We start from the raw sequence: 24,112 nt of genomic DNA, 5'->3' as shown, positions 1-24,112 counted from the left end.
AGTAAAATCCGCCCGCCATGCGCCACTCCGACTTCGACCGACGCCTTGCCGCCCTCGACGCGCGGCCCCTCCATCGCGGCAGGACCCTGCGCGTCTGGCTGAGCGGGCAAGCGCTCGGCACCGGCACGAAGCGGCGGGCCAGCGAGCATTTCCTGCCGCTGGCGCTGCGCGAGGCCCTGCCCGCCCTGACGGCGGAGCTGGATGGCCTGGCGCGCATCCGCTCCGAACACCCCGGCCATGACGGCTCGCGCCTGCTCGTCGAGTTGGCCGACGGGCAGATGGTGGAAAGCGTGCTGCTGCCGCGCGACGGGCTCTGTGTGTCCACGCAGGTCGGCTGTGCGGTCGGCTGCCGTTTCTGCATGACGGGCAAGAGCGGCCTCGTCCGCCAGGTTTCCAGCATGGAGATCCTTGCCCAGGTCGTGCTGGCGCGGCGTCGGCGCGCGGTGAAGAAAGTGGTCTTCATGGGCATGGGCGAGCCGGCGCACAATCTTGAGAACGTGCTCGAAGCCATCGACCTGCTGGGCACCGAGGGCGGGATCGGCCACAAGAATCTGGTGCTGTCCACCGTGGGCGATCCGCGCGTGTTCGAGGCCTTGCCGCGCCAGCGCGTCCGGCCCGCGCTGGCCTTGTCGCTGCACACCACCAAGGCCGCACTGCGCGAGCAGCTGCTGCCGCGCGCGCCGCGAATGACCCCGGAACAGCTGGTCGAACTCGGTGAGCGGTACGCCCGTGAGACGGGATACCCGATCCAGTATCAATGGACGCTGCTCAAGGGCGTCAACGATGGCGACGACGAACTGGATGCGGTGGTGCGTCTGCTCAAGGGCAAGTACGGCGTGCTCAACGTCATTCCCTTCAATAGCCTCGAAGGGGACGACTATCAGCGTCCCGAGGCCGAGCGCATCCTCGAGATCGTCCGCACCCTGCACAGCCGTGGCGTGCTCACCAAGGTGAGGAACAGCGCCGGGCAGGACGTGGACGGCGGCTGTGGCCAGTTGCGCGCGCGCGCGGCGGGCGCGCAACAGGTCGTCCAGTTGCGCCGCAAGCGCACGGCGCAGCCGGAAGCCGCCTAGAAAGGCCTTTGGGGCCCCAGTTTCGGCTCCCTTCGCCGGTGGCGTTCCGGCATTTTTTTGATACATGACAAGTAGCAGGACGCGGTCATCCCCCAGGCGCTCATTCCCGCCTGTAAAAAAACGATCCAATGCGATAAGGTATTGCGCTGCAATATTCCAGCCGGCAATGCCGCTTGCGCCCACGCGGCGTGATGATCGCAGGGATGAACATGCTTGCTCTGAACGGAAAGACCGGCCTGGTCGTTGGCATTGCCAATGACAGCAGCATCGCCTGGGCTTGCGCCCAGGCTTTCCAGGCAGCCGGCGCCCGCCTGGCCGCCACCTGGCAGAACGAGCGGGCACGGCCGCACGTCGAGCCGCTGCTGCGGCAACTGGGTGTCGAGATCCAGACGGAACTGGACGTCGGCGACGACCCGCGGATGGCATCCGTATTCGAGCTGATCCGGCAGCGCTGGGGCAAACTCGATTTCCTGCTGCATTCGGTGGCCTTCGCCCCCAAGCAGGACCTGCATGGCCGCGTGGTGGACAGTTCCCGTGAAGGTTTTCTGACCGCGATGGACGTCTCCTGCCATTCGCTGATGCGGCTGGCCAGGCAAGCCGAACCGCTGATGCCGCGCGGCGGCAGCGTCATGACGATGAGCTACCTGGGCGGCCCCGAGGTGGTGCCCGGCTACGGCCTGATGGGCCCTGTGAAGGCCGCGCTGGAAGCCAGCGTGCGCTATCTGTCGCTGGAGCTGGGGGCGTCGGGCATCCGGGTCAACGCGATCTCGCCGGGGGCGATCGCCACCCGCGCGGCATCGGGCCTGCCGGACCTCGATGCGCTGATCACCGACAGCCAGCGGCGCATGCCGTTGCAGCAGATGTCCCTGTCCATCGAGGACGTCGGGCCGCTCTGCACCTTCCTGGCCAGCGATGGCGCCCGCGCGATCACCGGCACGACGCTGTACGTCGATGGCGGCATGCACGTGCTGAACTGACCCTGCGAGATGAATCTTCCATGACCCCATCCTCTTCTTCCGGTGCCGGCACGCTTTCGCGCCTGCGCAACCGAACCTTCGACGAGATCGGCATCGGCGACCATGCCGAGATCGAGCGCGTGCTGACCGCCGAAGACATCCAGTTGTTCGCCATCCAGTCCGGCGACATCAATCCCAGCCACGTCGACCCCGATTTCGCCGCCAGGACGCCCGTGGGTGGCGTCGTGGCGCACGGCATGTGGGCCGGCGCGCTGATCTCCGCGGTGCTGGGCACGCACCTGCCCGGGCCGGGGACGGTCTACCGCAGGCAGAATCTGCGGTTCCTGGGGCCGATCCGTGTGGGCGACACGCTGACGATCCGCGTGCAGGTCATCGCCAAGCAGGCCGAGGACCAGACGGTCGGCCTGAGCTGCGCGGGCATCAACCAGCACGGCCACACCGTCATCGAAGGCGAGGCGGTGGTCACCGCGCCCACGCAACGCATCGAGCTCGAACGCGCCAGCCTGCCGCACATCCGCCTGGAGGGCGGATCGGGCGACGACATGCGCCAGTTGCTGGCCCACGTCGGCAAGATGCCGGCCATCCGCACGGCGGTCGTGCATCCGTGCGATGAAACCAGCCTGGCGGCGGCGCTGGAGTGCCGCGCCGAAGGCCTGATCGAGCCGGTGCTGGTGGCGCCGCGCCAGAAGCTCGAAGCGGTTGCCGCGCAGGCCGGGCTGGACCTGTCCGGCGTCGAGATCCTCGATGCGCCGCACAGCCACGCCGCCGCCGAGCAGGCCGCCGCGCTGGCCGGGCAGGGCCAGGTGCAGGCCATCATGAAGGGCAGCCTGCACACCGACGAACTGATGTCCGCGGTGGTGGCCACCAGCGCGGGCCTGCGCACCAAGCGGCGCATCAGCCATTGCTTCCTGATGCACACGCCCGCGTATCCCCGGCCCTTCATCGTGACCGATGCCGCCATCAACCTGGCGCCCGATCTGGCGCAGAAGGCCGACATCGTGCGCAACGCCGTCGACCTGGCGCATGCCATCGGCGTGGTCCGGCCCAAGGTGGCGATCCTGGCGGCCGTGGAAACGGTGTCGCCGGCCATGCCCGCCACGCTGGATGCGGCGGCGCTTTGCAAAATGGCCGACCGCGGGCAGATCGAGGGCGCGCTGCTGGACGGTCCGCTGGCCTTCGACAATGCCGTGTCGATCGCGGCCGCGCGGACCAAGGGCATCGTCTCGCCCGTGGCCGGCCAGGCCGACATCCTGGTGGTGCCCGACCTGGAAAGCGGCAACATGCTGGTCAAGCAGCTCATTCATCTGGGCCAGGCGGCCAGCGCGGGCGTGGTGATGGGCGCCAAGGTGCCCATCATGTTGACCAGCCGCGCCGACGGGCGCGCCAGCCGGTTGGCTTCGTGCGCGGTCGCCGTGCTGCTGGCCCACCACTATCGCCAGGCGCCGCCATGAAGACCTCCGCCCATCTCGTGTCCGAGGACCGCTATGCGTCGCAGGGCGACCTGATCCTGGTGCTGAACTGCGGATCGTCCAGCATCAAGTTCGCCCTGTTCGATGGCGGCAGCGCGCCCCTGCCGCGCCTGCCGGTCTGGAACGGCAAGGTGCAGGGCATCGGCGGCCCATCGCCTACGTATGGACAGACAGGCATGGATCCCATGCCGGTGCCGCTGGATCCCGGGCACCCCTATCGTTCGGCCTTGCAGCGCATCGAGCAGGGTGTGCTCGAACGCCTGGCGGGCCGCCGCCTGCACAGCGTGGCGCATCGCATCGTGCATGGGGGCGCCAAGTATTTCTCGTCGGTGCGGGCCGATGCCGAGGTGCTGGCCGACCTGAAGCGCTACATCCCGCTGGCGCCGCTGCATCAGCCGTTCGCCCTGGAGGCCGTCGAGGCGCTGTTGCAGCGGCACCCCGACCTGCCCCAGGTGGTGTGCTTCGACACCGCGTTCCACCACACGGTGCCCAAGGTCGAGCAGATGCTGCCGCTGCCGTATTCCGCGTGGGAGCGCGGCCTGCGGCGCTACGGTTTCCACGGGCTGTCCTATCACTATCAATCGGTGGCGCTGGCCGAGCGCCACGGCCAGTTGGCAAGAGGCCGCACCCTGGTGGCGCACCTGGGCAGCGGCGCGAGCCTGTGCGCGATGCGCGATCTGCGCAGCATGGCCACCACGATGGGCTTCTCGGCGCTGGACGGCCTGATGATGGGCTCGCGCACCGGCGTGCTGGATCCCGGCGCGGTGATCTACCTGATGGAGATCGAGAAGCTCACGCTCGAACAGGTGGGCCATATCCTGTATCACGAGTCCGGCTTGCTGGGCGTGTCCGGCGTGTCGTCCGAGCCGCGCGTATTGCTGGCGATGGAGGCGCGGCAGGACGAGGCCGGGGCGCGCGCGCGCGATGCGTTGGCGCTTTACGTGCGGCGCATCGTGCGCGAGATCGGTGCGCTGGTGGCGGTGCAGGAGGGACTGGACCTGCTGGTGTTCACGGCGGGCGTGGGCGAGCACAGCGCCGAGATCCGCAGGCGGGTGTGCGAAGGCCTGGCGTTCCTCGGGGTCAAGCTGGACGAGGCTGCCAACGCCGCCGATGCGCCGGTGATCAGCGCGCCGGACAGCGCCGTCGTGGTGGGTGTCGAACCGACCAACGAAGAGTGGATCGCGGCAAGCGAGGCGCTGTCGGTGCTGCAAGGATAGCGATGGCCCTGCCGGGCGTCCTCAACCCGCCTTGGGAAACAGGGCGATGAAATCCAGCAGTTTTTCTCCCAGCAGATTCACGTGCCCCCGCATGGCGTTGCCGGCGCCTTCCTCGTCGCCGGTGGCCAGCGCGCGCAGCACGGCCGCGTGCTCGGTCAGCGTGTCGGCGCGCCGCGTGGGCTTCTGCGTGACCATCTTGCGGTAGACCCCGATGCGGTTGCGCAGCGTGCGGGTCTGCTCGGCCAGGAAGTGGTTCTGCGAGGCTTCGTAGATCAGTTCGTGAAAGCGCCGGTTGATCTCGTAGAACGCTTCCACCTGTTCGGTGCCGGCCAACGCCACCAGTTGCTCCTGGTACTGGCTCAGCTGCGCCAGCTGCGCGGCATTGATGCGGCGCGCGGCCAGGCGGGCGCACAGGCCTTCCAGTTCGGCCATGACCTGGAACATCTCGATCAGCCGGGCGGCCGACAGCGCCACGACCAGCGCGGGCTGGCGCGTGCGGATCTGGATCAGGCCGGCCGAAGCCAGGTGCCGCAGCGCCTCGCGCACCGGCGTGCGCGACACGTCGAAGCGTTCCGCCAGTTCCATTTCATCCAGCCTGGCGCCGGGCGGCAGCGTGCCGGCCAGGATTTCGTTCTCCAGGATGTGATGGATCTGGGCGGAGCGGCTGGCGCCGGGCAGCGGGGCGGCGGTGGGGGAGTCGGGCACGGTAACTCTCGTCGAACAATGCGGTGCAGGCATTTTAACTTTTAATGTATGCAAGATCCATCATCTTGTATGCACAAAAATAAAGCGCAGCCGCACTGTGTTTCGCACAGCATTGGGGCATCCAGAACCCAATATCCATGCGCCTCCTGGGAAATCCACCTGGCACGCATGTTGCTTAAGCCTAACCATCGCGCCTGGCAACCCGAGCCGAAACGAGGCAACAGGGTCTACCTCAGGCAAGCTTGACGAAGCACTTGTATACATAGGTCCGGCTGTCCGGACGCTCATCGAGGATACGTAAAGATGGAACTCGGTTTAAACGGCAAGTCGGCGCTGGTCACCGGCGCCTCCAAGGGGATCGGCCTGGCGACGGCGCACAGCTTCGCGCGTGAAGGCGTGGCCACGCTGCATCTGGCGGCCCGTTCGGCCGACGGCCTGGCCGCGGCGAAGGACGCGCTGATGAGCCAATACGGCGTGACTGTGCACACCTACGCCATGGACCTGTCGGTGAACGCCAATGTGATGGAGCTGGCCCGGCTGTGCAGCGAGGTCGACGTGCTGGTCAACAACGCGGCCGACTCCACGCCCGGCCCGATGGACCAACTGTCGGACCAGGCCTGGCGCGACAGCCTGGACATGAAGATCTTCTCGTACGTGACCCTGACGCGCGAGATCTACGCGCACATGAAGCAGCGCGGCCATGGCGTCATCGTCAACGACATCGGCAACTCGGGCGAGAACTGGGACGCCAACTACATCGTGGGCACCACCGGCAACGCGGCGATGATGGCCTTCACGCGCGGCGTGGGCGGCCGCAGCCTGGATGACGGCATCCGCGTCGTGGGCGTGAATCCCGGCCCCGTGGCCACCGACCGCATGGTCAAGCTGATGAAGCGCCGCGCGCTCGATTGGTACGGCGACGAGGGCCGCTGGGAGGAACTGTTCGACAAGTATCCCGCCAAGCGTCCGGCCAGCCCGGAAGAAGTGGCCGACCTGATCGTGTACCTGGCCTCGGAACGCGCGGCCTACATCACCGGCACCATCGTGACCATCGACGGCGGCATCGCCTCGCGCCGGTCCATCATCTGAGGACCGGAACCGCCATGCGCAGCTTCGAACAACGCAACGCCTATTTCGACCGCCTCTGCAATACGCCGGGCCTGATGTGGCTGGGCCAGAACACCAACCACTTCGACCCGCATCCCGGCGTGATCGAGGCCGTGACGCAGGCGCTGGCGCGCGGCGACTATCACGCCTACGCGCCGCCGGCCGGCTTCGAGGAACTGCGCCAGCTGATCGTGCGGGATGCCGGCGTGCCGGATGCCTGCGCCTTCGTCACGGACGGCGCGGTCGAGGCCCTGTACAACGTATGCCGCAATATCTGCGAGCCGGGCAAGGATTTCGTCACCACCGATCCCAGCTGGGCCTGGCCGATGATGTTCGCGCGGCAGGCGGGCGCCAATGTGGTCGAACTGCCGATCTATGACGCGGCGCAGGGCTACAAGCTGACGGCCGACCAGTTGCGCGCGGCGGTCGGCCCGGACACGGGCGTGATCTACCTGGTGGACCCGAACAACCCGCTGGGCACCTGCCACACCGAGGCCGAGATCCGCGAGATCGCCGGGATCGCGCGCTCGGTGGGCGCCTACCTGATCCACGACGCCACGTATTCGCAGTTCGCCGACGATTTCACGCCGGCCTGGCGCTTCTATCCCGAGAAGACGGTGATGACCTACAGCTTCTCGAAGTGGCTGGGCCTGGCAGGGATGCGCCTGGGGGCGGTGATCGCCAACCCCGACATCATCGAGCGCCTGGCCAGCGCGCCGCCCAACAACCTGGGCAGCAACGTGCTGTCGCAGCGCGCGGCCATCGCCGGCCTGAAGACCAAGGCGGAATGGTTTCCCGGGATCAGGCAGCGCCTGCGCCGCAACCAGGCGGCGTTGGCCGAGGCCGTGTCGCGCGTCGATGGCCTGCATCTGCCGGTGTATCCCTCGCAGGCCAACCTGCTGATCGTGGAAACGGGCAATGCCGGCGTGCGGCCCGAGGCGCTGGTGGCGGCCTATCAGACCGAGGGCGTGATGATCCGCCAGGGCACCTATCACACCAAGCGCTTCGGCGAGCGTTTCGTGAAGATCAGCCTGAGCGTGCCGGAAGCCTGGGCCGACCGCTGCTGCGAACTGCTGCCCGCCATGGTCGAGCACGCCCGCAAGCATCCCGAACCGGTCGCGCTGTTCTGACGCACCCTGACAAGGACACACATGCCTTCCATTACCACCCGAGACGGCGTCAGCCTGCATTACGAAGAATGCGGCAGCGGCACGCCCATCCTGTTCGTGCACGAGTTCGGCGGCGACTGGCGCAGCTGGGAGCCGCAGATGCGCCATTTCGCGCGGCGCTACCGCTGCATCACCTACAGCGCGCGCGGCTACCTGCCTTCGGACGTGCCGGCCAGCGTGGACAGCTACTCGCAGCAGATCGCGGTCGACGACATGGCCGACGTGCTGGACGGCCTGGGCATCGAGCGCGCGCACGTGGTGGGCCTGTCGATGGGCGGCTTCGCCACGCTGCATTTCGGGCTGCGCCATCCGGATCGCGCGCTGTCGCTGGTGGTGGCGGGCGCGGGGTACGGCGCCGAGAAGCAGTACGAAGACTATTTCCGCAACGTATCGCTGGAAGTGGCCAACAAGTTCGAGAGCCTGGGCGCGCCCGAGTTCTCGAAGATCTATTCCACCGCGGCCTCGCGCATCGCCTTCCAGCTGAAAGATCCGCGCGGCTGGGCCGAGTTCGCCGAGCAACTGGGACAACACGACGCCACGGGCTCGGCGATGACCATGCGCGGCGTGCAGGCGCGCCGGCCTTCCCTCTACGACCTGGAGGCCGAGCTCAGGCAGATGGCCGTGCCGACCCTGGTGATCGTGGGCGACGAGGACGATCACTGCCTGCAGCCCGGCATCTTCCTCAAGCGCACCGTGCCGGCCAGCGGCCTGCTGGTGCTGCCCAAGGCGGGCCACACGCTGAACATCGAGGAGCCCGGCCTGTTCAACCAGTTCGTCGGCGATTTCCTGGCGACGGTGGAGCAGGGCAAGTGGCTGCCGCGCGATCCGCGCTCGGCCCCGTCCGAGATCATGAAGACGCAATGACGCCTTGACTGAACACACTGCCACGCCCATGACTTCGATGCCTTCCACACAGGTCAGCCAGGACCGCCTGATGAGCCGCCTGATGGCGATGGCCCGTATCGGCGCCACCGCGGCGGGTGGCGTCGATCGCGCGGCCCTGTCCGCCGAGGACGCGGCGGCGCAGGCGCTGATGGCGCAATGGGGCGCGGAGCTGGGCCTGTCGGCGTCGCGGGACGCCGCCGGCAATTTCTTCCTGCGCTGGCAGGCGGGCGAGGGCGCGCCGGTGCTGTCGGGGTCGCACCTGGACAGCCAGCCCACCGGCGGGCGCTACGACGGCGTGTATGGCGTGATCGCCGCGCTGGAGGCGGTGCAGGCGATCCAGCAGGCCGGCGTGATGCCACGGCGTCCCGTCGAGATCGTGGCCTGGATGAACGAAGAGGGCTCGCGTTTCGCGCCCGGCATGATGGGTGCGGCTGTTTATGGCGGCGCGCGTGCCCTGGCCGACATCCTGCCCGTGCGGGACAAGCACGGCATGTCCGTGCAGGACGCATTGGCGGCCACGTCGGCCGCGCTGCGCGAGGTGCCCCAGCGCACGCTGGGCGGCGTGCCGTACGCCTATGTCGAGGCCCACATCGAGCAGGGCCCCGAACTGGAGCGCGAGCACTGCCCGATCGGCATCGTCAGCGGCATCCAGGGCAAGCACACCTTCCGCGTCACCGTGCGCGGCGAGGCGTCGCACGCCGGCACGTCCACCCGCGCCGAGCGCCGCGACGCGCTGCTGGCGGCGACCGCGATGGTGCAGGCGTTGGCGCAGGCGCTGCACGACGACGCCGACATCGTGAAGTTCACCGTGGGCCGCTTCGACGTCACGCCCAGCGCGCCGTCGGTGGTGGCCAGCCAGGTGGTGTTCTCCATCGACCTGCGGCACCCCGACAGCGAGGAACTGCGCCGCCTATCCGGCCTGGTGGCGCCGACCTGCCTGGCGCAGTCGGGGGCGTGCGCGGTCGAGGTCGAGCGCCTGTCCGCCGCCGATTCGCTGACGTTTCCCGCCGCCCTGCGCGACCGCCTGGCGGCCGCGGCGCGGCGCCTGGAGCTGCCTGCGCGCGGCCTGATTTCCGCCGCCGGGCACGATGCGCGCTATCTGCATCCCATCTGTCCGTCGGCCATGCTGTTCGTGCCCAGCCGCGGCGGCATCACCCACAACGAGGCGGAGTTCACCGAACCCGCCGACCTGTACGCGGGCGCCCGCGTGCTGGCCGACGTCCTGGCCGAGCTTGCCACCCTGGAAGGCCGGCCATGATTCCCACGCTTTCCAACGATCTGGACGCACGCCGGCATCGCGCCGCCACGCGTTCGTCGCGCAAGGAGATTCGATGATGTTCGCTTCATCCCGCCTGGCCGCCGCGCAAGCGGCGGGCGCTTCCGCCGCCACGGTATTGCCCGTGGCCAGCAGGGCCGACGCGCAGGCGCAGGCCGGCGCCGCCGCGCGCGTGCCGGGCGGCTCGCTGCTCAGCCTGTCCGGCATTTCCAAGACCTTCGGCGCCACGCAGGCCCTGAACGGCCTGGGCGTGGACATCGCGCCGGGCGAGTTCGTCACGGTGGTGGGCCCCAGCGGCTGCGGCAAGAGCACGCTGTTCAACATCGTGGCCGGCCTGGAAGAGCCCGATGCGGGCGGCGGCATCCAGTTCCTGGGCAAGCCGTGCCGTGCCTCGGACCTGCTGGGCAAGGTGTCGTTCATGCCGCAGCGCGACCTGCTGCTGCCCTGGCGCACCGTGATCGACAACGCCATCCTTGCCGTCGAGCTGGAAGGCGCGCGCCGCTCGGATGCGCGCCGCATGGCGCTGGACATGCTGCCCGAGTTCGGCCTGGCCGGCTTCGAGAACCAGTATCCGCACGAACTGTCGGGCGGCATGCGCCAGCGCGTGGCGCTGATGCGCACCTTCATGTTCAAGCGCGACCTGATGCTGCTGGACGAGCCGTTCGGCGCGCTGGACGCGCTGACCCGCAGCATGATGCAGCGCTGGCTGCTGGACGTGTGGCAGAAGCATCGCCGCACCATCCTGTTCATCACCCACGACGTGGACGAGGCCCTGTTCCTGGGCGACCGCGTGCTGGTGATGACGGCGCGCCCGGGCTGCGTGAAGCTGGAGCAGAAGGTGGACCTGCCGCGCCCGCGCCGCGCCGACATCGTCACCTCGCCGGCATTCATCGATCTGAAGCGCGTGCTGCTGGACGCCATCGAGGAAGAAAGCATGAAGTCGTTCCGCGCCAGCGGCCAAGCGGGAGGCCACTGATGAACGCCGCCCTGAAAGAGCCGGCGTGCCCGGCGGGCATGCCGCCGGAAGAATGGGAGGCCCGCGTGTCGCTGGCCGCCTGCTACCGGCTGGTGGCCAACCTGAAGCTGGACGACCTGATCTACAACCACATCTCGCTGCGCGTGCCGGGCACGCACGACCAGTTCCTGATAAACCCGTACGGCCTGCTGTTCGAAGAAGTCACGGCATCCAGCCTGGTTCGCATCGACCTGCAGGGCCGCAAGCTCAGCGACAGTCCCTACGAAGTGAATGCCGCCGCGTTCGTCATCCACGGCGCCATCCACCAGGGCAAACGGGACGCCGCCTGCGTGCTGCATACGCACTCCGACGCCAGCATTGCGGTGTCGGCGCAGCGCGAGGGCCTGCTGCCGCTGTCGCAGTTCGCCATGCGCTTCTACCGCCGCCAGGCTTTCCATGACTACGAGGGCGTGGCCATCGACATGGACGAGCAGGCGCGCCTGGTGGCCGACCTGGGCGAGCACCGCGTGATGCTGATGCGCAATCACGGCGTGCTGACGCTGGGCCGCACCGTGGGCGAGGCCTTCATGCTGCTGTACTACTTCGAGCGCGCCGCGCGCATCCAACTGTCCATGCAGGCCGCCGTGGCCGGCGGCGCGGGCCCGATCGTGCTGCCCAGCCATGACGTCAGCGAGAAGGCGGCCCGCCAGTTCTGGGAGAACAAGGGCGACATCCTGGTGGCCGGCGAACGCGAATGGCCGGCGCTGCTGCGCCAGCTGGACCGCGCCGATCCCTCCTACAGGACCTGAACACTCCGCATCACGCAGTACGCAGCAGTATCGATCCGCGAACCCCAAACAGTACGAAGGTGAAAGACATGCTCAAGACGCGCTCCCTCCATCCCGGATTCGGCATCGAGGTGCTGGACCTGGATCTCGCCGATCCCGCCAGCGACGCGGCGATCGACCAACTGGTGCGGGACCTGGACCACCATTCGCTGATCCTGGTGCGTGGCCAGAAGCTGAGCAACGAGCGCCACGTGGAGGTCAGCCGCCGCTTCGGCTCGCTGATGACGCACGTGCTCAAGCAGTTCCTGACCACCGGGCTGCCCGAGATCTACGTGCTGTCGAACGTGTCCGAGAACGGCAAGCCCATCGGCAACCACAAGGAAGGCTGGAACTGGCATTCGGACCTGTCGTACGTCGCCGAGCCCAGCATGGGCTCGCTGCTGTATTCGGTGGAGGTGCCGCCCGAGGGCGCCGATACGCTGTTCGCCAGCATGCACCTGGCCTACGAGGCGCTGCCGCCCGCCACGCAGCAGCGCATCCGCCACATGACCGCCACGCACTCGTACGCGGGCTACTACGGCAAGGCCTTCGCCGACCGCGCGCCGCTTTCCGACGAACAGAAGGCCCGCACGCCCGACGTGCGGCATCCCGTGGTGCGCACGCATCCCACCACGGGCCGCCTGTCGCTGTACGTCGGCGAGGACATCATCAAGCAGATCGACGGCCTGCCGCCCGAGGAAAGCGACGCGCTGCTGGCCGCGCTGAACCGGCACGCCATCAGCGACGCCTTCGTCTACCGCCACCGCTGGCAGCAGGGCGACCTGGTCATCTGGGACAACCGCTGCACCATGCACTGCGCCACGCCCTATGACGACAACAAGTACCGCCGTGTCATGCACCGCACCACGGTGGCCGGCACGCGGCCGTTCTGAATCCCACGCAGCACTCACCACGCACTGAACACTCGACAAGGGGAACCGACATGAACAAACGACGCTTGCTGGCCTTGATGGCCTGGGCCGCCACCTTCGGCGCCACGATGGCGGCGCTGCCCGCGCCCGCCCTGGCCAAGGACATGGTGAAGGCCACGCTGCGCCTGAAGTGGCTGCCGCAGACGCAGTTCGCGGGCTTCTACTACGCGCAGCAGCAGGGTTACTACAAGGAAGAGGGCATCGACCTGACCATCAATCCCGGCGGCCCGAACCTGCTGACCGAGAACCTGGTGGCCACGGGCGCGGACACCTTCGGCCTGTCCGGCGGCACCGACAGCGTGCTGGCGGCCATCGACAAGGGCATGCCCATCGTGTCGATCGGGGTGGCGCACCAGGTGACGCCGTTCGTCTTCGTGGCGCGCAAGGACGGCCCGGTCAAGACGCTGAAGGACTTCGAGGGCAAGAAGGTGACGGCCTGGTTCACCGGCGCGAACTACGTGCTGTTCGGCATGCTGGCCAACCAGCACGTGGATCGTTCGAAGGTGGACATCCAGCCGCAGCAGGTCAGCGTCACGCCCTTCGTGAACGGCGACATCGATGTAGTGACGGCCACCTGGTACAACGAGCTCTACACCATCCGCCAGCGCGTGGGCGAGGACAAGCTGCGGCTGTTCAAGGCCGAGGACTACGGCATCACGTTCCCGCGCGACACGCTGATCGTGTCGCAGAAGACCGCGAAAGAGCAGCCCGAGCTGGTCAAGGGCTTCCTGCGCGCGTCGATCCGTGGCTGGCGCGAAGCCATGAAGCATCCGAAGGAAGCCGTGGATGCCGTGATGAAGGTCGCGCCCACCTTGGACCGCACCCACCAGGAGTTCATGCTGACCGAGGCCTATCGCCTGATGACCGAGGGCAAGGCCAAGACCGAGGGCCTGTTCTGGATCGATCCGGCCGCCATCCGCGCCGCGCAGGACTTCCTGGTCACCAACAAAGTGGTCAGCAAACCGGTGGACGTGACGCAGGCTTTCGACGCCAGCTTCCTGAAGTCCATTCCCACCGCGGACCGCTTGCCGTGATCCTTCGTTTCTCTTCGGGAGTCCGCGCATGAAGACGGCCTCGCTACGATCCGGTGCCGCCGCGGCGCTGCTGCGCGGCGTGGTCACCCTCGCCGTCATCGCCGTGGCCTGGGAGGGCCTGGTGGTGGCGGCGGGGTTGCCGCCCCATTACCTGCCGCGCCTGTCGGTGATCCTCGATGCGATCATCTCGTTGCCGGATGCCTACCTGGCGGGCTTTCTGCGCACCTTGTCGGAAACGGTGCTGGGCTACGTGGCCGGCGCGCTGGTGGGCGTGATGAACGGGGTGCTGTTCCATCGCTCGCGCCTGCTGCGCGAGCTGATCTTCCCGCTGTTCGTGATCTCGCAGACCATCCCCGTCATCGCGTTCGGCGCGGTGGTGGTGCTGTGGTTCGGCAACACCATCCTGGCCAAGGCGCTGATCGCGTTCTACCTGACCTTCTTCCCGGTCACGGTGAACACGTTGAACGGGCTGGAGTCGGTGGACCGCCGCCAGGTCGACCTGCTGCGCAGCTTCGGCGCGACGCGCCTGCAATTGCTGTGGCGCCTGGAGCTGCCGGCCGCGCTGCCGCAGATCTTCGTGGCGCTGCGCCTGGCCTGCACGCTGAGCCTGCTGGGCGCCATCGCCGGGGAATGGTTCGGCGACACCACCGGATTGGGCGTGCTGCTGCTGCAAGCCATGTACAACGAGCATTTCGTGGCGCTGTGGGCCGCCATCCTGATGTCGGGCCTGCTGGGCACGTCGTTCTACGGGCTGGTGGCCTGGATCGAGCACAGGGTCGTGTTCTGGAGGAGCGAGCTATGAAGACGCCGATGAAGGGGTCTTCCCGCGCTACGCGGCGTGCCGCCATGGGATTGCTGGGCGTGGCGCTGCTGTGGGAGGGGGCCGCGCGCGGCCTCGATCTGCCGGCCTATGTGTTGCCCAGCGTGACGCGCATCCTGCAGACCATCGCCGAGCAGCGCGCCGTGCTGCTGGGCGCGGCCGGCACCACGGTGATGGAAGCCGTGGCGGGCTTCTTCGCGGGTTCGCTGGCCGGCCTGCTGCTGGCCATCGTGCTGACCATGATGCCCGCCGTGCGCCGCAGCGTGCTGCCCGTGGCCACGGCGCTGAACTCGGTGCCGGTGGTGGCCTACGCGCCGCTGATCCTGCTGTGGTTCGGCATGGGTCCGGAAAGCAAGATCGTGATGGTGGCGCTGGCGGTGGGTTTCACGGTCTTCCTGCATGCCCTGGCCGGACTGGACCGCGTGGACCCGCGCGCCGTGAACCTGATGCGCAGCTTCGGCGCCGACCGCGCGGCCATCCTTTGGCGCCTGCGCCTGCCCGCGGCCATTCCGCTGACGGCGGCCGGCATGCGCGTGTCGACGGTGCGCGCGATGATCGTGGCCATCGTCACCGAGATGCTGGGCGCGACGGGGGGATTGGGCTGGACGATCTTCCAGGCGGTGCTGCAGATCGATTTCGTTCAGGTCTGGGCCGCCATCTTCGTGGCCTCGGCGATCAGCCTGGTGTTCTTCGGCGTGGTCAATCTGTTGGAGAAGCGCTATGTGTTCTGGAAGTGACGCGCAAGCGACGGGCTGGGGATCGATGGCCGCGTTGCCGCCCGGGCAGGCCGCCGCGCCCGCCGGCAGCGCCCAGGCGCGGGCGCGCTATTTCAATTCGGCCAATGCGTTCAACATCCATCTGGAACCGGTGCCGGCGCGCCTCTTCGCCGATCCGGCCGCGGCGGCCCTGGCCGCCGATGGCGCCACCGGGTTTTATCCGTGCGACCAGCGCGAAACGCTGGGCAGCCCGTGGCCGGCCACCACGCCGTTCATGCTGGCCCGTTATGCCCGCATCCGCGCGGGCGATACGCTGCATGCCGACTTCGTGGCCAGCGGCGCGATCTGGTATGTGATCGAGGGCAGCGGCAGCGTGCAGGCTGGCCCGGAAACGATGGCCTGGTCTGGCGGGGACGTACTGTACCTGCCGGCGGGCGCGACACGCTGGCAGGCGTCCGAAGCGCGGGCCGCCGTGTTGTGGGCCGTGACGGACGAGCCCTTGCTTGCCTATCACGGCCTGCGCGCCGCGCGGCCCGAGGATAGTCCGGTTCATTTCAAGGCGGACGATATCGCTGCCGAGATCGACCGCATCCATCGCACGGTGCCGGATGCCGGCACGTCGGGACTGGCCGTGGTGTTCTCCAGCGTCGCCATGCAGGAGCGGCGCAATCTGATGCCCGCCTTGACGCTGTCGCTGAATACGCTGCCGCCCGGCGGCGCGCAGTCGCCGCATCGGCACAACTCGGCCGCGCTGACCTTGATCGTGGCCGGCGAGCAATGCAAGTCGCGGGTGGACGGACAGGACTGCCCGTGGTCGGACTGGGCCACGCTGGTGACGCCGGCCGGCGCGCCGCATTCGCATCACAACGAGGGCGCGCGCCGCGCGGATTTCCTGATCGTGCAGGATGGCGGGCTGTACTACGAAGCCCGCACGATGGGGTTCGAGTTCCTGGGCACGTGATGCGGGCGGTGTCCGTCCTCGTGCTTCAACGCACCATGCAGGGCCGCTTGTTGTCGAACTTCCAGCCCGGGATCAGGTACTGCATGGCGGTCGCGTCGTCGCGCGCGCCCAGGCCGTGCCGCTGGTAAAGCGCATGGGCGCGTTCCACCGCGTCCATGTCCAGCTCGATGCCCAGCCCGCCCGTCTGCGGCAGCTCGATGTGGCCGTTGCGGATCTTCAGCGGGTCGCGCGTCAGGTGTTGGCCGTCCTGCCAGATCCAGTGCGTGTCGATGGCGGTGACACGGCCAGGGGCCGCGGCGCCCACGTGCGTGAACATGGCCAGCGAGACGTCGAAGTGGTTGTTGGAGTGCGAGCCCCAGGTCAGGCCGAAGGCCTGGCAGGTCTGCGCCACGCGCACCGAACCCTGCATGGTCCAGAAATGCGGATCGGCCAGCGGGATGTCCACGGATTGCAGCGACAGCGCGTGGGCCATCTCGCGCCAGTCGGTGGCGACCATGTTGGTGGCGGTGGGCAGGCCGGTGGCGCGGCGGAACTCGGCCATCACCTCGCGGCCCGAGTACCCGCCCTCGGCGCCGCAGGGATCCTCGGCATAGGCCATCACGCCATGCAGGTCGCGGCACAGGCGCACCGCGTCCTTCAGCAGCCAGCCGCCGTTGGGATCGAGCGTGATGCGGGCCTGCGGAAAGCGTTCGTGCAGCGCGCGGATGGCCTCGACCTCTTCCTCGCCGCGCAGCGCGCCGCCTTTCAGCTTGAAGTCCTCGAAACCGTAGCGCGCGTAGGCGGCCTCGGCCAGCCTGACGATGGCTTCCGGCGTCAGCGCCTTCTCGTGGCGCAGGCGCAGCCAGTCGTCGTCGGCGTCGGGCGCGCTCTGGTAGGCCAGGTCGGTCCGCTTGCGGTCGCCCACGTAGAACAGGTAGCCCAGCATCTGCACCGAGGTGCGCTGCACGCCTTCGCCCAGCAGCGCGGCCACCGGCACGCCCAGGTGCTTGCCCAGCAGGTCCAGCAGCGCCGATTCCGCCGCCGTGACCGCGTGGATCGCCACGCGCAGGTCGAACGTCTGCTGGCCGCGTCCGGCGCTGTCGCGGTCGGCGAAGGCCTGTCGCATGCGGTTCAGCGTGTGGTTGTAGTTGCCGATGGCGCTGCCCACGATGAGGTCGCGCGCGTCTTCCAGCGTGCCGCGGATCTTCTCGCCGCCGGGCACTTCGCCCACGCCGGTGTTGCCGGCGCTGTCCGTCAGGATGATCAGGTTGCGGGTGAAGTAGGGGGCGTGCGCGCCGCTCAGGTTGAGCAGCATCGAGTCGTGGCCCGCGACGGGCACCACGCGCATCTGCGTGACGACGGGAGTGGAGGACTGCTGGGAGTCAGACATGGTGGCTTGGCCTGTTGGGCCCGGCCTTGAAGGGCCGGGCGGGTTGCTGCGTTGCGGCGCTTACTGCACCGAGATGTTGCCGGTCTGGATGACACTCTTCCAGCGGGCGCTTTCCTGCTGCTGGAACTTGGCGAAGGCGTCGGGCGAGTTGGCCACGACTTCCAGGCCCAGGTCGGTGAAGGGTTTGCTGACGGCGGGGTCCTTGATGGCGGCGTTCAGGGCGGCGGACAGTTTCGCCTGTACGTCGGCCGGGATGCCCTTGGGCGCCACGACGGCCTGCCAGGCGTAGACGGTCAGGCCAGACACGCCGGCCTCGGCGAAGGTGGGCACGTCGGGCAGCACGGGCGAGCGTTTGTCGCCGGTGACCGCCAGGGCCTTCAGCTTTCCGGACTTGATGTGCGGCAGCACGGCGTTGAGGTTCTGGAAGGACATGTCGACCTGGCTGCCCAGCAGGTCCTGGATGGCCGGGGCGCCCCCCTTGTACGGCACGTGCAGGCCCTTGGTGCCGGTCTTCTGCCAGAACAGTTCGGCGGTCAGGTGGTCGGACGAGCCGGCGCCCGAGCTGGCGAAGCTGAATTCGCCCGGCTTGGATTTCAGCAGCTTCAGCACGTCCTGCACGTTGTTCACCATGGGGGCGATCCTGGGACTGACGACCAGCACGTTGGGCGTCTGCACCGCGACGGTCAGGTAGGTGAAGTCCCGCGCGGGGTCGTACGTCAGCTTCATCAGGTGCGGGGCCACGACCAGCGGGGCCAGCGAGGTGACCAGCAGCGTATAGCCATCAGGCGCGGCGCGGGCGACCTGCGAGGCGCCGATGGTGCCCGTGGCGCCGGCCTTGTTCTCGATCACGACGGTCTGCTTCAGTTGTTCACCCATCTTGTTGGCCACGGCGCGCGCCACCGAATCCGTGGCGCCGCCAGGCGGGAAGGGCACGATCATCGTGATGGGTTTGTCGGGCCAGGCCTGGGCCAGGCCGGCGGCCGCCATCAAGGTGGCGCCCACGATCCATTTGAACGCGTTGCGTTGCATGCTGTGTCTCCTCGCTGAGGGATATTTATGTTTTGGTAACGTTACCATCTGGATTGGTAACGTTACCACCTGTGGTATGCCGCAGTGTAGATCAAGCAGGACGACACGGTATCAGGGGAAACCCCAGGGGCTTTGGCGGGCGGCCGCCGCCGTCACCGGTTAGTCTTGATGGCCTCCCACGCGTGGGGGACTTTCCCGCCTTCGCCGACCGATTCCGCCGCATGCCGTCCGACAAGCCCGCCAGTTCCTCTTCCCGCGCCGCCGCGCGGGCCAGCGTCACGGTGCGCGACGTGGCGCGGGCCGCGGGCGTGTCGATGATCACGGTCTCGCGCGTCATCAACACGCCGCAGCACGTGTCGCCGGCCACGCTTGAGAAGGTCAACGCGGCGATCCGGACGCTGGGCTATGTGCCCAACCTGATGGCGGGCAGCTTGCGCCTGTCGCGCAGCAATCTGGTGATGGTGCTGGTGCCGACGATCGCAAGCTCGCTGTTCGGCGGCATGCTGACCGCGCTGACGCGATCGCTGGAAGCCAAGGGTTTCCAGTTGATGGTGGGCCAGAGCGGCTACGAGGCGCCGCGCGAGGACGCATTGCTGCGCGCCATCATTGGCCGCCGGCCCGACGGCATCGTGCTGACCGGCGTGATGCATTCCGAGCAGGGCCGCGGCCTGCTGAAGGCCTCGGGCATTCCCATCGTCGAGACCTGGGACACCACCGAGACCCCCATCGACATGCTGCTGAGCCTGTCGCACGATGCCATCGGCGCGGCGGTCAGCCGGTATCTGTTCGAGGCGGGCAAGACGCGGCAAGCGGTGCTGTGCGGCGACGACGAACGCGCGCATCGCCGCGCGCGCAGCTTCGCGCGGACGGCCTTGCAATTGGGCCTGCCCGAACCCGTCATTCATTACCTGCCGGCCCCCACGACGCACGTGCAGGGCCGCGAAGGCCTGCGCATTCTGCAAGGGGGCCAGGGCATCGATGCGGTGTTCTGCACCTCCGACCTGATGGCCAGCGGCGTCATCACCGAAGCCCTGGCCCAAGGCCTGCGCGTGCCCACGGATCTCTCGGTGGTGGGCTTCGGCGACATGGAGTTCGCCGCGTCGATGGTGCCGTCGATCACGTCGGTCCACGTGGACGGCGCGGCCATCGGCGCTCAGGCGGCCGAGATGATCGCCGCGCGGGTGAACGGCGAGGCGCCGCAGGCGGCGGTGGTGGAGATCGGCTTCGAGATCGTCCGGCGCGACAGCGCCTGAGCGGTCCGTTCAGGCAGGGATGCGGTAGACCACCGCGTCGTACTTGGCGGTATCGCGCCGGCCGACGACGACGCCGCCCAGGCGTTCGGCGATGCGCCGGCTGGGGACGTTCTCCATCGCCACGGGATAGATGAAGGCCGTCCTGCCGAAGGCGGCCGCGGCCCAGCCGGCCACGGCCTTCACGGCCTCGCCGCCATAGCCATGGCCGTGTTCGGATTCGCGGATCCAGATGCCCAGCTCGGGTTCGGCGTCTTGCGTGCGGTGCAGGCCCGCGAAGCCGACCAGGGCGCCGCTGCCGGTCAGGCGGATGACGAAGGTGATGTCCTCGCCGCTGGCTATCTTCGGCAGCCAGGTTCGCCAGACCGACTCGAATTCCGCTTCGGAGCCTGGCGGCTCGAAACGCATGTAGCGCGTCAGCGTGGGTGTGATGCACGGGTAGGCCTCGCCGGCATCGTCCGCACGGAACGGGCGCAGGGACAGCCGTTGCGATGCGATCGACACGTCGTTGCACTGCATCGTTCGATTCTCCCCGATGAGGTAATGGCGCACGAAAGGCGTGCATACCCCCGTCACCGTAGCACGGCGCCGCGAGGCGGCCGGACGCTCAGGGGGGCCGGACGACCGACCGGGCCATCGCGATGGACGGCGCCGTTCCCGCCGCCCCAGCACGCCTCAATGCGCGCTGGCCCTTGCATAGAACCCTTCCTGCTTCAACAGCGCGTCGTGCGTGCCGGCCTGCGCCAGGCTGCCGTTCTCAAGCACCAGGATCAGGTCCGCGTCCTGGATGGTGGACAGGCGATGCGCGATGACCAGCGTGGTGCGGTGCTTCATCAGCACGTCCAGGGCGGTGCGCACCTGCAGTTCCGACAGCGTGTCCAGATGCGAGGTGGCTTCGTCCAGGATCAGCAGGGGCGCGTTCTTCAGGAAGGCGCGCGCGATGGAGATGCGCTGGCGCTGGCCGCCCGACAATTGCATGCCGCGTTCGCCGACCCGGGTGGCCAGGCCGTCGGGCAGGGTGCGCACGAAGTCGGCCAGCGCCGCCTGCTCCAGCGCGGCCCGCAGCTCGGCCGGGCTGGCGTCGGGACGAGCCAGGCGGATGTTGTTCTCCAGCGTGTCGTTGAACAGGTAGGTGTCCTGCGTGACCAGTGCCACGCAATCGCGCAGGGCGTCGAGATTCATCTCGCGCACGTCCACGCCGCCGATGCGTATCGTGCCGGCGCGCGGATCCCAGAAGCGCAGCAGCAGGCTGGCCACGGTGCTCTTGCCCGCGCCCGAAGCGCCCACCAATGCCGCGGTGGCGCCCGCGGGCACGTTGAAGGTCAGGTGCTTCAACGCATCGCCCCGCTTGCCGCCGCGTTGTCCCGGATAGCCGAAGCTGACGTCCTCGAAGGCCACCGACAAGCCCTGCGCGGACTGCGGCGCGGGCAGCGGGCCATCGGTGACGGGTTCGGGTTCGTGCGACACCACGTGCAGGCGGCGCGAGGCGGCCACGGTGTCGGCCAGTTGCCGGCTGACCTGCGAGATCTCGGAGACGGGCAGGAAGGTCGCCAGGGCGATCAGGATCAGCAGCGGCAGCATGCTGGCGGACAGGGCGCCCGCGGATACCTGCAAGGCGCCGGCCACGGCCACGGCCAGGCCGCCCAGGCCCATGGCGATCTCGAACCATGCGGTCTGCGCGGACAGGTCGCGCAGCAGCGCCAGGCGGCGCTGGGCGTAGCGCCCGGCCACTTCCAGGAACCGCACGCGGCGGTGGCCGGTGGCCTGGAAGGCGGTCAGTTCGGCCAGGCCCTGGATGGTGTCGGTCATGTGGGCGCTCATCTCGCCCAGCGCGCCGCGCGCCTTGTCGCCCAGGGCATCGATGCGGCGGCGGCCGCGGATGGGCGACAGCAGCGCATAGGCGAGGAAGGGCAGCAGGGCCAGCGCCACGGGCCAGCTGAAGGCGGCCAGGAAGCCCAGCACGGTCAGCGGCACCAATACCGACACGATGGCCGGACCGATGGTGTGGGCGTAGAAATACTCGATCATCTCGACGTCCTGCGTGGCCAGCGACACCAGGTCGCCGGAGCGCCGTTGCAGCAGGTAGGCGGGGGTCAGCCGTTCCAACTTGTCGTACAGCTTCACGCGCATGTCGCCCAGCAACTGGTACGCCATGGCGTGCGCCAGCCATGATTCCAGCCAGTGGAACAGCGCGGCCAGCGGCGCGGCCACCAGCAGGCCGGCGATCAGCCAGCTCGTGTCGCGGCCATCGCGGATCGCGGCCACCACCAGCGCGCTCAGCACGCCCACGCCGATGTAGGCGGCCACGCGGCCCACGCCCAGCAATATCGTCGCGATCAGCGTGCCGCGCCATGGGCGCACCACGGCCATCAGCGTGGACAGCGTCTGCCGCCAGCCCACCTGGTCGGCATCCTCGTCCAGCGCGCGCGGCGCGGGGCCGGAAGCGTCCGTGGCGCCAGGATTCGTATCCCGGGCCGTTTCGGCGGGAGGCGCCACGCCGCGCGCGGAGGGCGCCGCGGCGCGTTGCCGGGCCGCATCCTGCTCGTGCATCAGCGTGTAGTACAGGCCGCGCTGCCGCATCAGCTCCGCATGCGTGCCTTGCTCGACCACGCGGCCCTGGTCCAGCACCAGGCTGCGGTCGGCGCCGACCACGCTGGCCAGCCGGTGCGCCAGGATCAGCGTGGTGCGGCCGGCCATCAGGCGGTCCAGCGCCTGCTGGATGAGGGCTTCGTTCTCGGTATCGACGGAGGAAAGCGCCTCGTCCAGCACCAGGATGGGCGCGTCGCGCAGCAGGGCGCGGGCGATGGCCACGCGCTGGCGCTGCCCGCCGGATAGTTGCAGGCCGCGCTCGCCGATGCGCGTGGCATAGCCCTCGGGCAGGGCCATGATGAAGTCGTCGATGTTCGCGGCGCGCGCGGCGGCGCGCACCTGTTCCTGCGTGGCGTCCGGGCGGCCCAGGCGCAGGTTCTCCTCCAGCGTGCCATGGAACAGCGTGATGTCCTGGCTGACCACCGCGATGCGCGACAGCAGCGCCTGCGTGTCCAGCTCGCGCACGTCGTGCCCGCCCACGCGGACGCTGCCCGACTGGGCCAGGGCCTCCTTCAGCAGCAGCCGCACGATGGTGGACTTGCCGGCCCCGCTGGGGCCGACCACGCCCACGCGCTCGCCCGCGGCGATGCGAAAATGCAGGCCCTGGTGCGCGGGACGCTCGGGCGTATAGGCGAAGCCCACGTCGTCGAATTCGATGGTGGGCGTCAGTTGCGCGGGCGATGCGCCCTGGCCCTGGGCGGCCAGTTTCGTGGCCGTCGATTCGGCGTCCATCAGCGCATGGATGCTGGTGGCGGCCGACTGGCCCAGCATGCCCCGGTGCAGCACGGCGCGCAGGTCGCGCAGCGGGCGGAAGATCTCGGTGCCCGCCATCAGCACGATCAGCAGGGCCTCGACGCTCATGTCGCCGTTGCCGACGCGCCAGGCGCCCAGCGTCAGCGCCAGGGCGGCGCCCAGCGCCACGCCCAGGTCGCTGATGCCGCGCGTCAGCAGGCTGACCGACAGCACCCACATGGTGCCCTCGGACAGCCGGCGCGCGCGCTCGGCCAGGCGGCGGCCCCACGACTTGCCCTGGCCGAAGGACTTCAGCGTGGGCAGGCCCTGCACCGCGTCCAGGAAGTCCTCGCCGAAGTCCTTCAGGGATTTCGAGCGGGCCAGGCTGGCGCGCCGGTCCAGCATGTGCACGGCCATGGGACCGAACAGCGCGAACAGCGCGGCGGCCAGCAGCACCAGGGCCGTGGGCACGTCCCAGAAAGCAATGACCGCGAAGATGGCGAAGGGGGCGGCTGCCGCGATGGCGACCTGCGGCAGGTATTGTCCGAAGAACGTCTGCAGCTGCTCGACGCCGTCGACCACGGTCAGCATCACGCCGCCGGTGCGCTGGTTGGCGAACCAGGCCGGCCCCAGGGACACGATGCGGTCGTACAGGCGGCTGCGCAGCACCTGCTGCACGGCGGCCGCGCAACGGTTGGCCTGCACGCCGCGCCAGTGGTCCAGGCCCGCGCGCAGCAGCACCATCGCCGCGGTCCATGCCGCCGGCTCGGCCCATGCCTGCCAGGGTTGCCCGGCAAATACCGCGGCCAGCATCTGCCCCAGGAATACATAGCGCGCGATGCCGGCGCCCAGCGCCAGCAAGCCGAGCAACACGCCGCCCGCCATGCGGCCGCGCATGCCCTCGGTGAACCGCCAAAGCCGATAGTCGAAATACATAACCCATCCCTCGATGATTCGTTATGCCGCCATTGTGGCCGTGCTCGCGCGATCGCGGGGATCGATAGTTTTTCGATCGAGGGT

21 protein-coding genes are annotated in these 24,112 nt (G+C 68.8%); 16 read left to right on the top strand and 5 right to left on the bottom strand.

All coding sequences use genetic code 11. The annotated features are described in order from the left end of the window. The first annotated feature begins 17 nt into the window (after positions 1 to 17). The 4 genes from A6745_RS14090 to A6745_RS14075 all read left to right on the top strand — a co-directional run bounded on the left by A6745_RS14090 (position 18) and on the right by A6745_RS14075 (position 4,736). Entirely contained in the window at positions 18 to 1,073 is a 1,056-nt protein-coding gene (locus A6745_RS14090; protein ID WP_066128063.1) for an RNA methyltransferase, read from the top strand. 209 nt (positions 1,074 to 1,282) lie between these two features. After that, positions 1,283 to 2,050 carry an enoyl-ACP reductase FabI gene (gene fabI / locus A6745_RS14085; protein WP_082853096.1) on the top strand — a complete coding sequence of 256 codons (768 nt, stop codon included), beginning with the start codon at positions 1,283 to 1,285 and terminating at the stop codon, positions 2,048 to 2,050. 20 nt (positions 2,051 to 2,070) lie between these two features. After that, a complete protein-coding gene (locus A6745_RS14080; protein ID WP_066128060.1) occupies positions 2,071 to 3,501 on the top strand; it encodes a bifunctional enoyl-CoA hydratase/phosphate acetyltransferase in 1,431 nt (476 codons plus the stop codon). Then, a complete protein-coding gene (locus A6745_RS14075; RefSeq protein ID WP_066128058.1) occupies positions 3,498 to 4,736 on the top strand; it encodes an acetate/propionate family kinase in 1,239 nt (412 codons plus the stop codon). The genes A6745_RS14080 and A6745_RS14075 overlap by 4 nt, the downstream gene beginning before the upstream one ends. A gap of 21 nt (positions 4,737 to 4,757) precedes the next feature. Here A6745_RS14075 and A6745_RS14070 read toward each other — a convergent pair whose 3' ends face one another. Next, positions 4,758 to 5,441 carry a GntR family transcriptional regulator gene (locus tag A6745_RS14070; protein WP_231886004.1) on the bottom strand — a complete coding sequence of 228 codons (684 nt, stop codon included), beginning with the start codon at positions 5,439 to 5,441 and terminating at the stop codon, positions 4,758 to 4,760. 303 nt (positions 5,442 to 5,744) lie between these two features. Here A6745_RS14070 and A6745_RS14065 point away from each other — a divergent pair, with 303 nt between their 5' ends. The 11 genes from A6745_RS14065 to A6745_RS14015 all read left to right on the top strand — a co-directional run bounded on the left by A6745_RS14065 (position 5,745) and on the right by A6745_RS14015 (position 16,123). Next, positions 5,745 to 6,530 (top strand): SDR family oxidoreductase, encoded by a 786-nt coding sequence (locus A6745_RS14065; RefSeq protein ID WP_066128053.1) that lies wholly within the window; start codon positions 5,745 to 5,747, stop codon positions 6,528 to 6,530. 14 nt (positions 6,531 to 6,544) lie between these two features. Continuing rightward, positions 6,545 to 7,678 carry a pyridoxal phosphate-dependent aminotransferase gene (locus tag A6745_RS14060; RefSeq protein ID WP_066128052.1) on the top strand — a complete coding sequence of 378 codons (1,134 nt, stop codon included), beginning with the start codon at positions 6,545 to 6,547 and terminating at the stop codon, positions 7,676 to 7,678. Between the two features lie 21 nt (positions 7,679 to 7,699). Continuing rightward, a complete protein-coding gene (locus A6745_RS14055; protein ID WP_066128050.1) occupies positions 7,700 to 8,581 on the top strand; it encodes an alpha/beta fold hydrolase in 882 nt (293 codons plus the stop codon). 4 nt (positions 8,582 to 8,585) lie between these two features. Next, on the top strand, positions 8,586 to 9,860 hold the full coding sequence (locus tag A6745_RS14050; RefSeq protein ID WP_231886003.1) for a M20 family metallo-hydrolase: 1,275 nt from the start codon (positions 8,586 to 8,588) through the stop codon (positions 9,858 to 9,860). 73 nt (positions 9,861 to 9,933) lie between these two features. Then, on the top strand, positions 9,934 to 10,854 hold the full coding sequence (locus tag A6745_RS14045) for an ABC transporter ATP-binding protein (protein ID WP_231886002.1): 921 nt from the start codon (positions 9,934 to 9,936) through the stop codon (positions 10,852 to 10,854). Then, positions 10,854 to 11,642 carry a class II aldolase/adducin family protein gene (locus A6745_RS14040; RefSeq protein WP_066128046.1) on the top strand — a complete coding sequence of 263 codons (789 nt, stop codon included), beginning with the start codon at positions 10,854 to 10,856 and terminating at the stop codon, positions 11,640 to 11,642. The genes A6745_RS14045 and A6745_RS14040 overlap by 1 nt, the downstream gene beginning before the upstream one ends. 68 nt (positions 11,643 to 11,710) lie before the next feature. After that, a complete protein-coding gene (locus A6745_RS14035; RefSeq protein ID WP_066128044.1) occupies positions 11,711 to 12,553 on the top strand; it encodes a TauD/TfdA dioxygenase family protein in 843 nt (280 codons plus the stop codon). A gap of 50 nt (positions 12,554 to 12,603) precedes the next feature. Then, positions 12,604 to 13,626 carry an ABC transporter substrate-binding protein gene (locus A6745_RS14030; RefSeq protein ID WP_066128043.1) on the top strand — a complete coding sequence of 341 codons (1,023 nt, stop codon included), beginning with the start codon at positions 12,604 to 12,606 and terminating at the stop codon, positions 13,624 to 13,626. 28 nt (positions 13,627 to 13,654) lie between these two features. Beyond that, positions 13,655 to 14,428, top strand: a complete 774-nt coding sequence (locus A6745_RS14025) for an ABC transporter permease (protein WP_066128040.1) — start codon at positions 13,655 to 13,657, stop codon at positions 14,426 to 14,428. After that, positions 14,425 to 15,183 carry an ABC transporter permease gene (locus A6745_RS14020; RefSeq protein ID WP_066128038.1) on the top strand — a complete coding sequence of 253 codons (759 nt, stop codon included), beginning with the start codon at positions 14,425 to 14,427 and terminating at the stop codon, positions 15,181 to 15,183. Before A6745_RS14025 ends, A6745_RS14020 begins: the two co-directional genes overlap by 4 nt. Further along, positions 15,167 to 16,123 (top strand): cupin domain-containing protein, encoded by a 957-nt coding sequence (locus A6745_RS14015; RefSeq protein ID WP_082853064.1) that lies wholly within the window; start codon positions 15,167 to 15,169, stop codon positions 16,121 to 16,123. The genes A6745_RS14020 and A6745_RS14015 overlap by 17 nt, the downstream gene beginning before the upstream one ends. Before the next feature lie 25 nt (positions 16,124 to 16,148). On the opposite strand, the gene gudD is transcribed toward A6745_RS14015, so the two are convergent. Then, positions 16,149 to 17,492, bottom strand: coding sequence for a glucarate dehydratase (gudD, locus tag A6745_RS14010; RefSeq protein ID WP_066128036.1), 1,344 nt, complete (start codon positions 17,490 to 17,492; stop codon positions 16,149 to 16,151). Between the two features lie 60 nt (positions 17,493 to 17,552). Continuing rightward, positions 17,553 to 18,521 carry a Bug family tripartite tricarboxylate transporter substrate binding protein gene (locus A6745_RS14005; protein WP_082853063.1) on the bottom strand — a complete coding sequence of 323 codons (969 nt, stop codon included), beginning with the start codon at positions 18,519 to 18,521 and terminating at the stop codon, positions 17,553 to 17,555. A 221-nt stretch (positions 18,522 to 18,742) separates the two neighbouring features. On the opposite strand from A6745_RS14005, the gene A6745_RS14000 reads away from it, so the two are divergent. Further along, positions 18,743 to 19,774, top strand: coding sequence for a LacI family DNA-binding transcriptional regulator (locus A6745_RS14000; protein WP_066128035.1), 1,032 nt, complete (start codon positions 18,743 to 18,745; stop codon positions 19,772 to 19,774). Positions 19,775 to 19,783: 9 nt separating this feature from the next. On the opposite strand, the gene A6745_RS13995 is transcribed toward A6745_RS14000, so the two are convergent. After that, the gene (locus tag A6745_RS13995) at positions 19,784 to 20,290 is read right to left on the bottom strand and encodes a GNAT family N-acetyltransferase (RefSeq protein ID WP_066128033.1); all 507 of its coding nucleotides are present in this window, start codon (positions 20,288 to 20,290) and stop codon (positions 19,784 to 19,786) included. Between the two features lie 156 nt (positions 20,291 to 20,446). Next, positions 20,447 to 24,028: an ABC transporter ATP-binding protein/permease gene (locus A6745_RS13990; protein WP_066128031.1), complete on the bottom strand. Its 3,582-nt coding sequence runs from the start codon at positions 24,026 to 24,028 to the stop codon at positions 20,447 to 20,449. Between the last annotated feature and the right edge of the window lie 84 nt (positions 24,029 to 24,112).

Source organism: Bordetella ansorpii (assembly GCF_900078705.1).
GTDB lineage: Bacteria > Pseudomonadota > Gammaproteobacteria > Burkholderiales > Burkholderiaceae_B > Bordetella > Bordetella ansorpii_A.
This window is presented reverse-complemented; position numbering and strand designations above follow the sequence as displayed.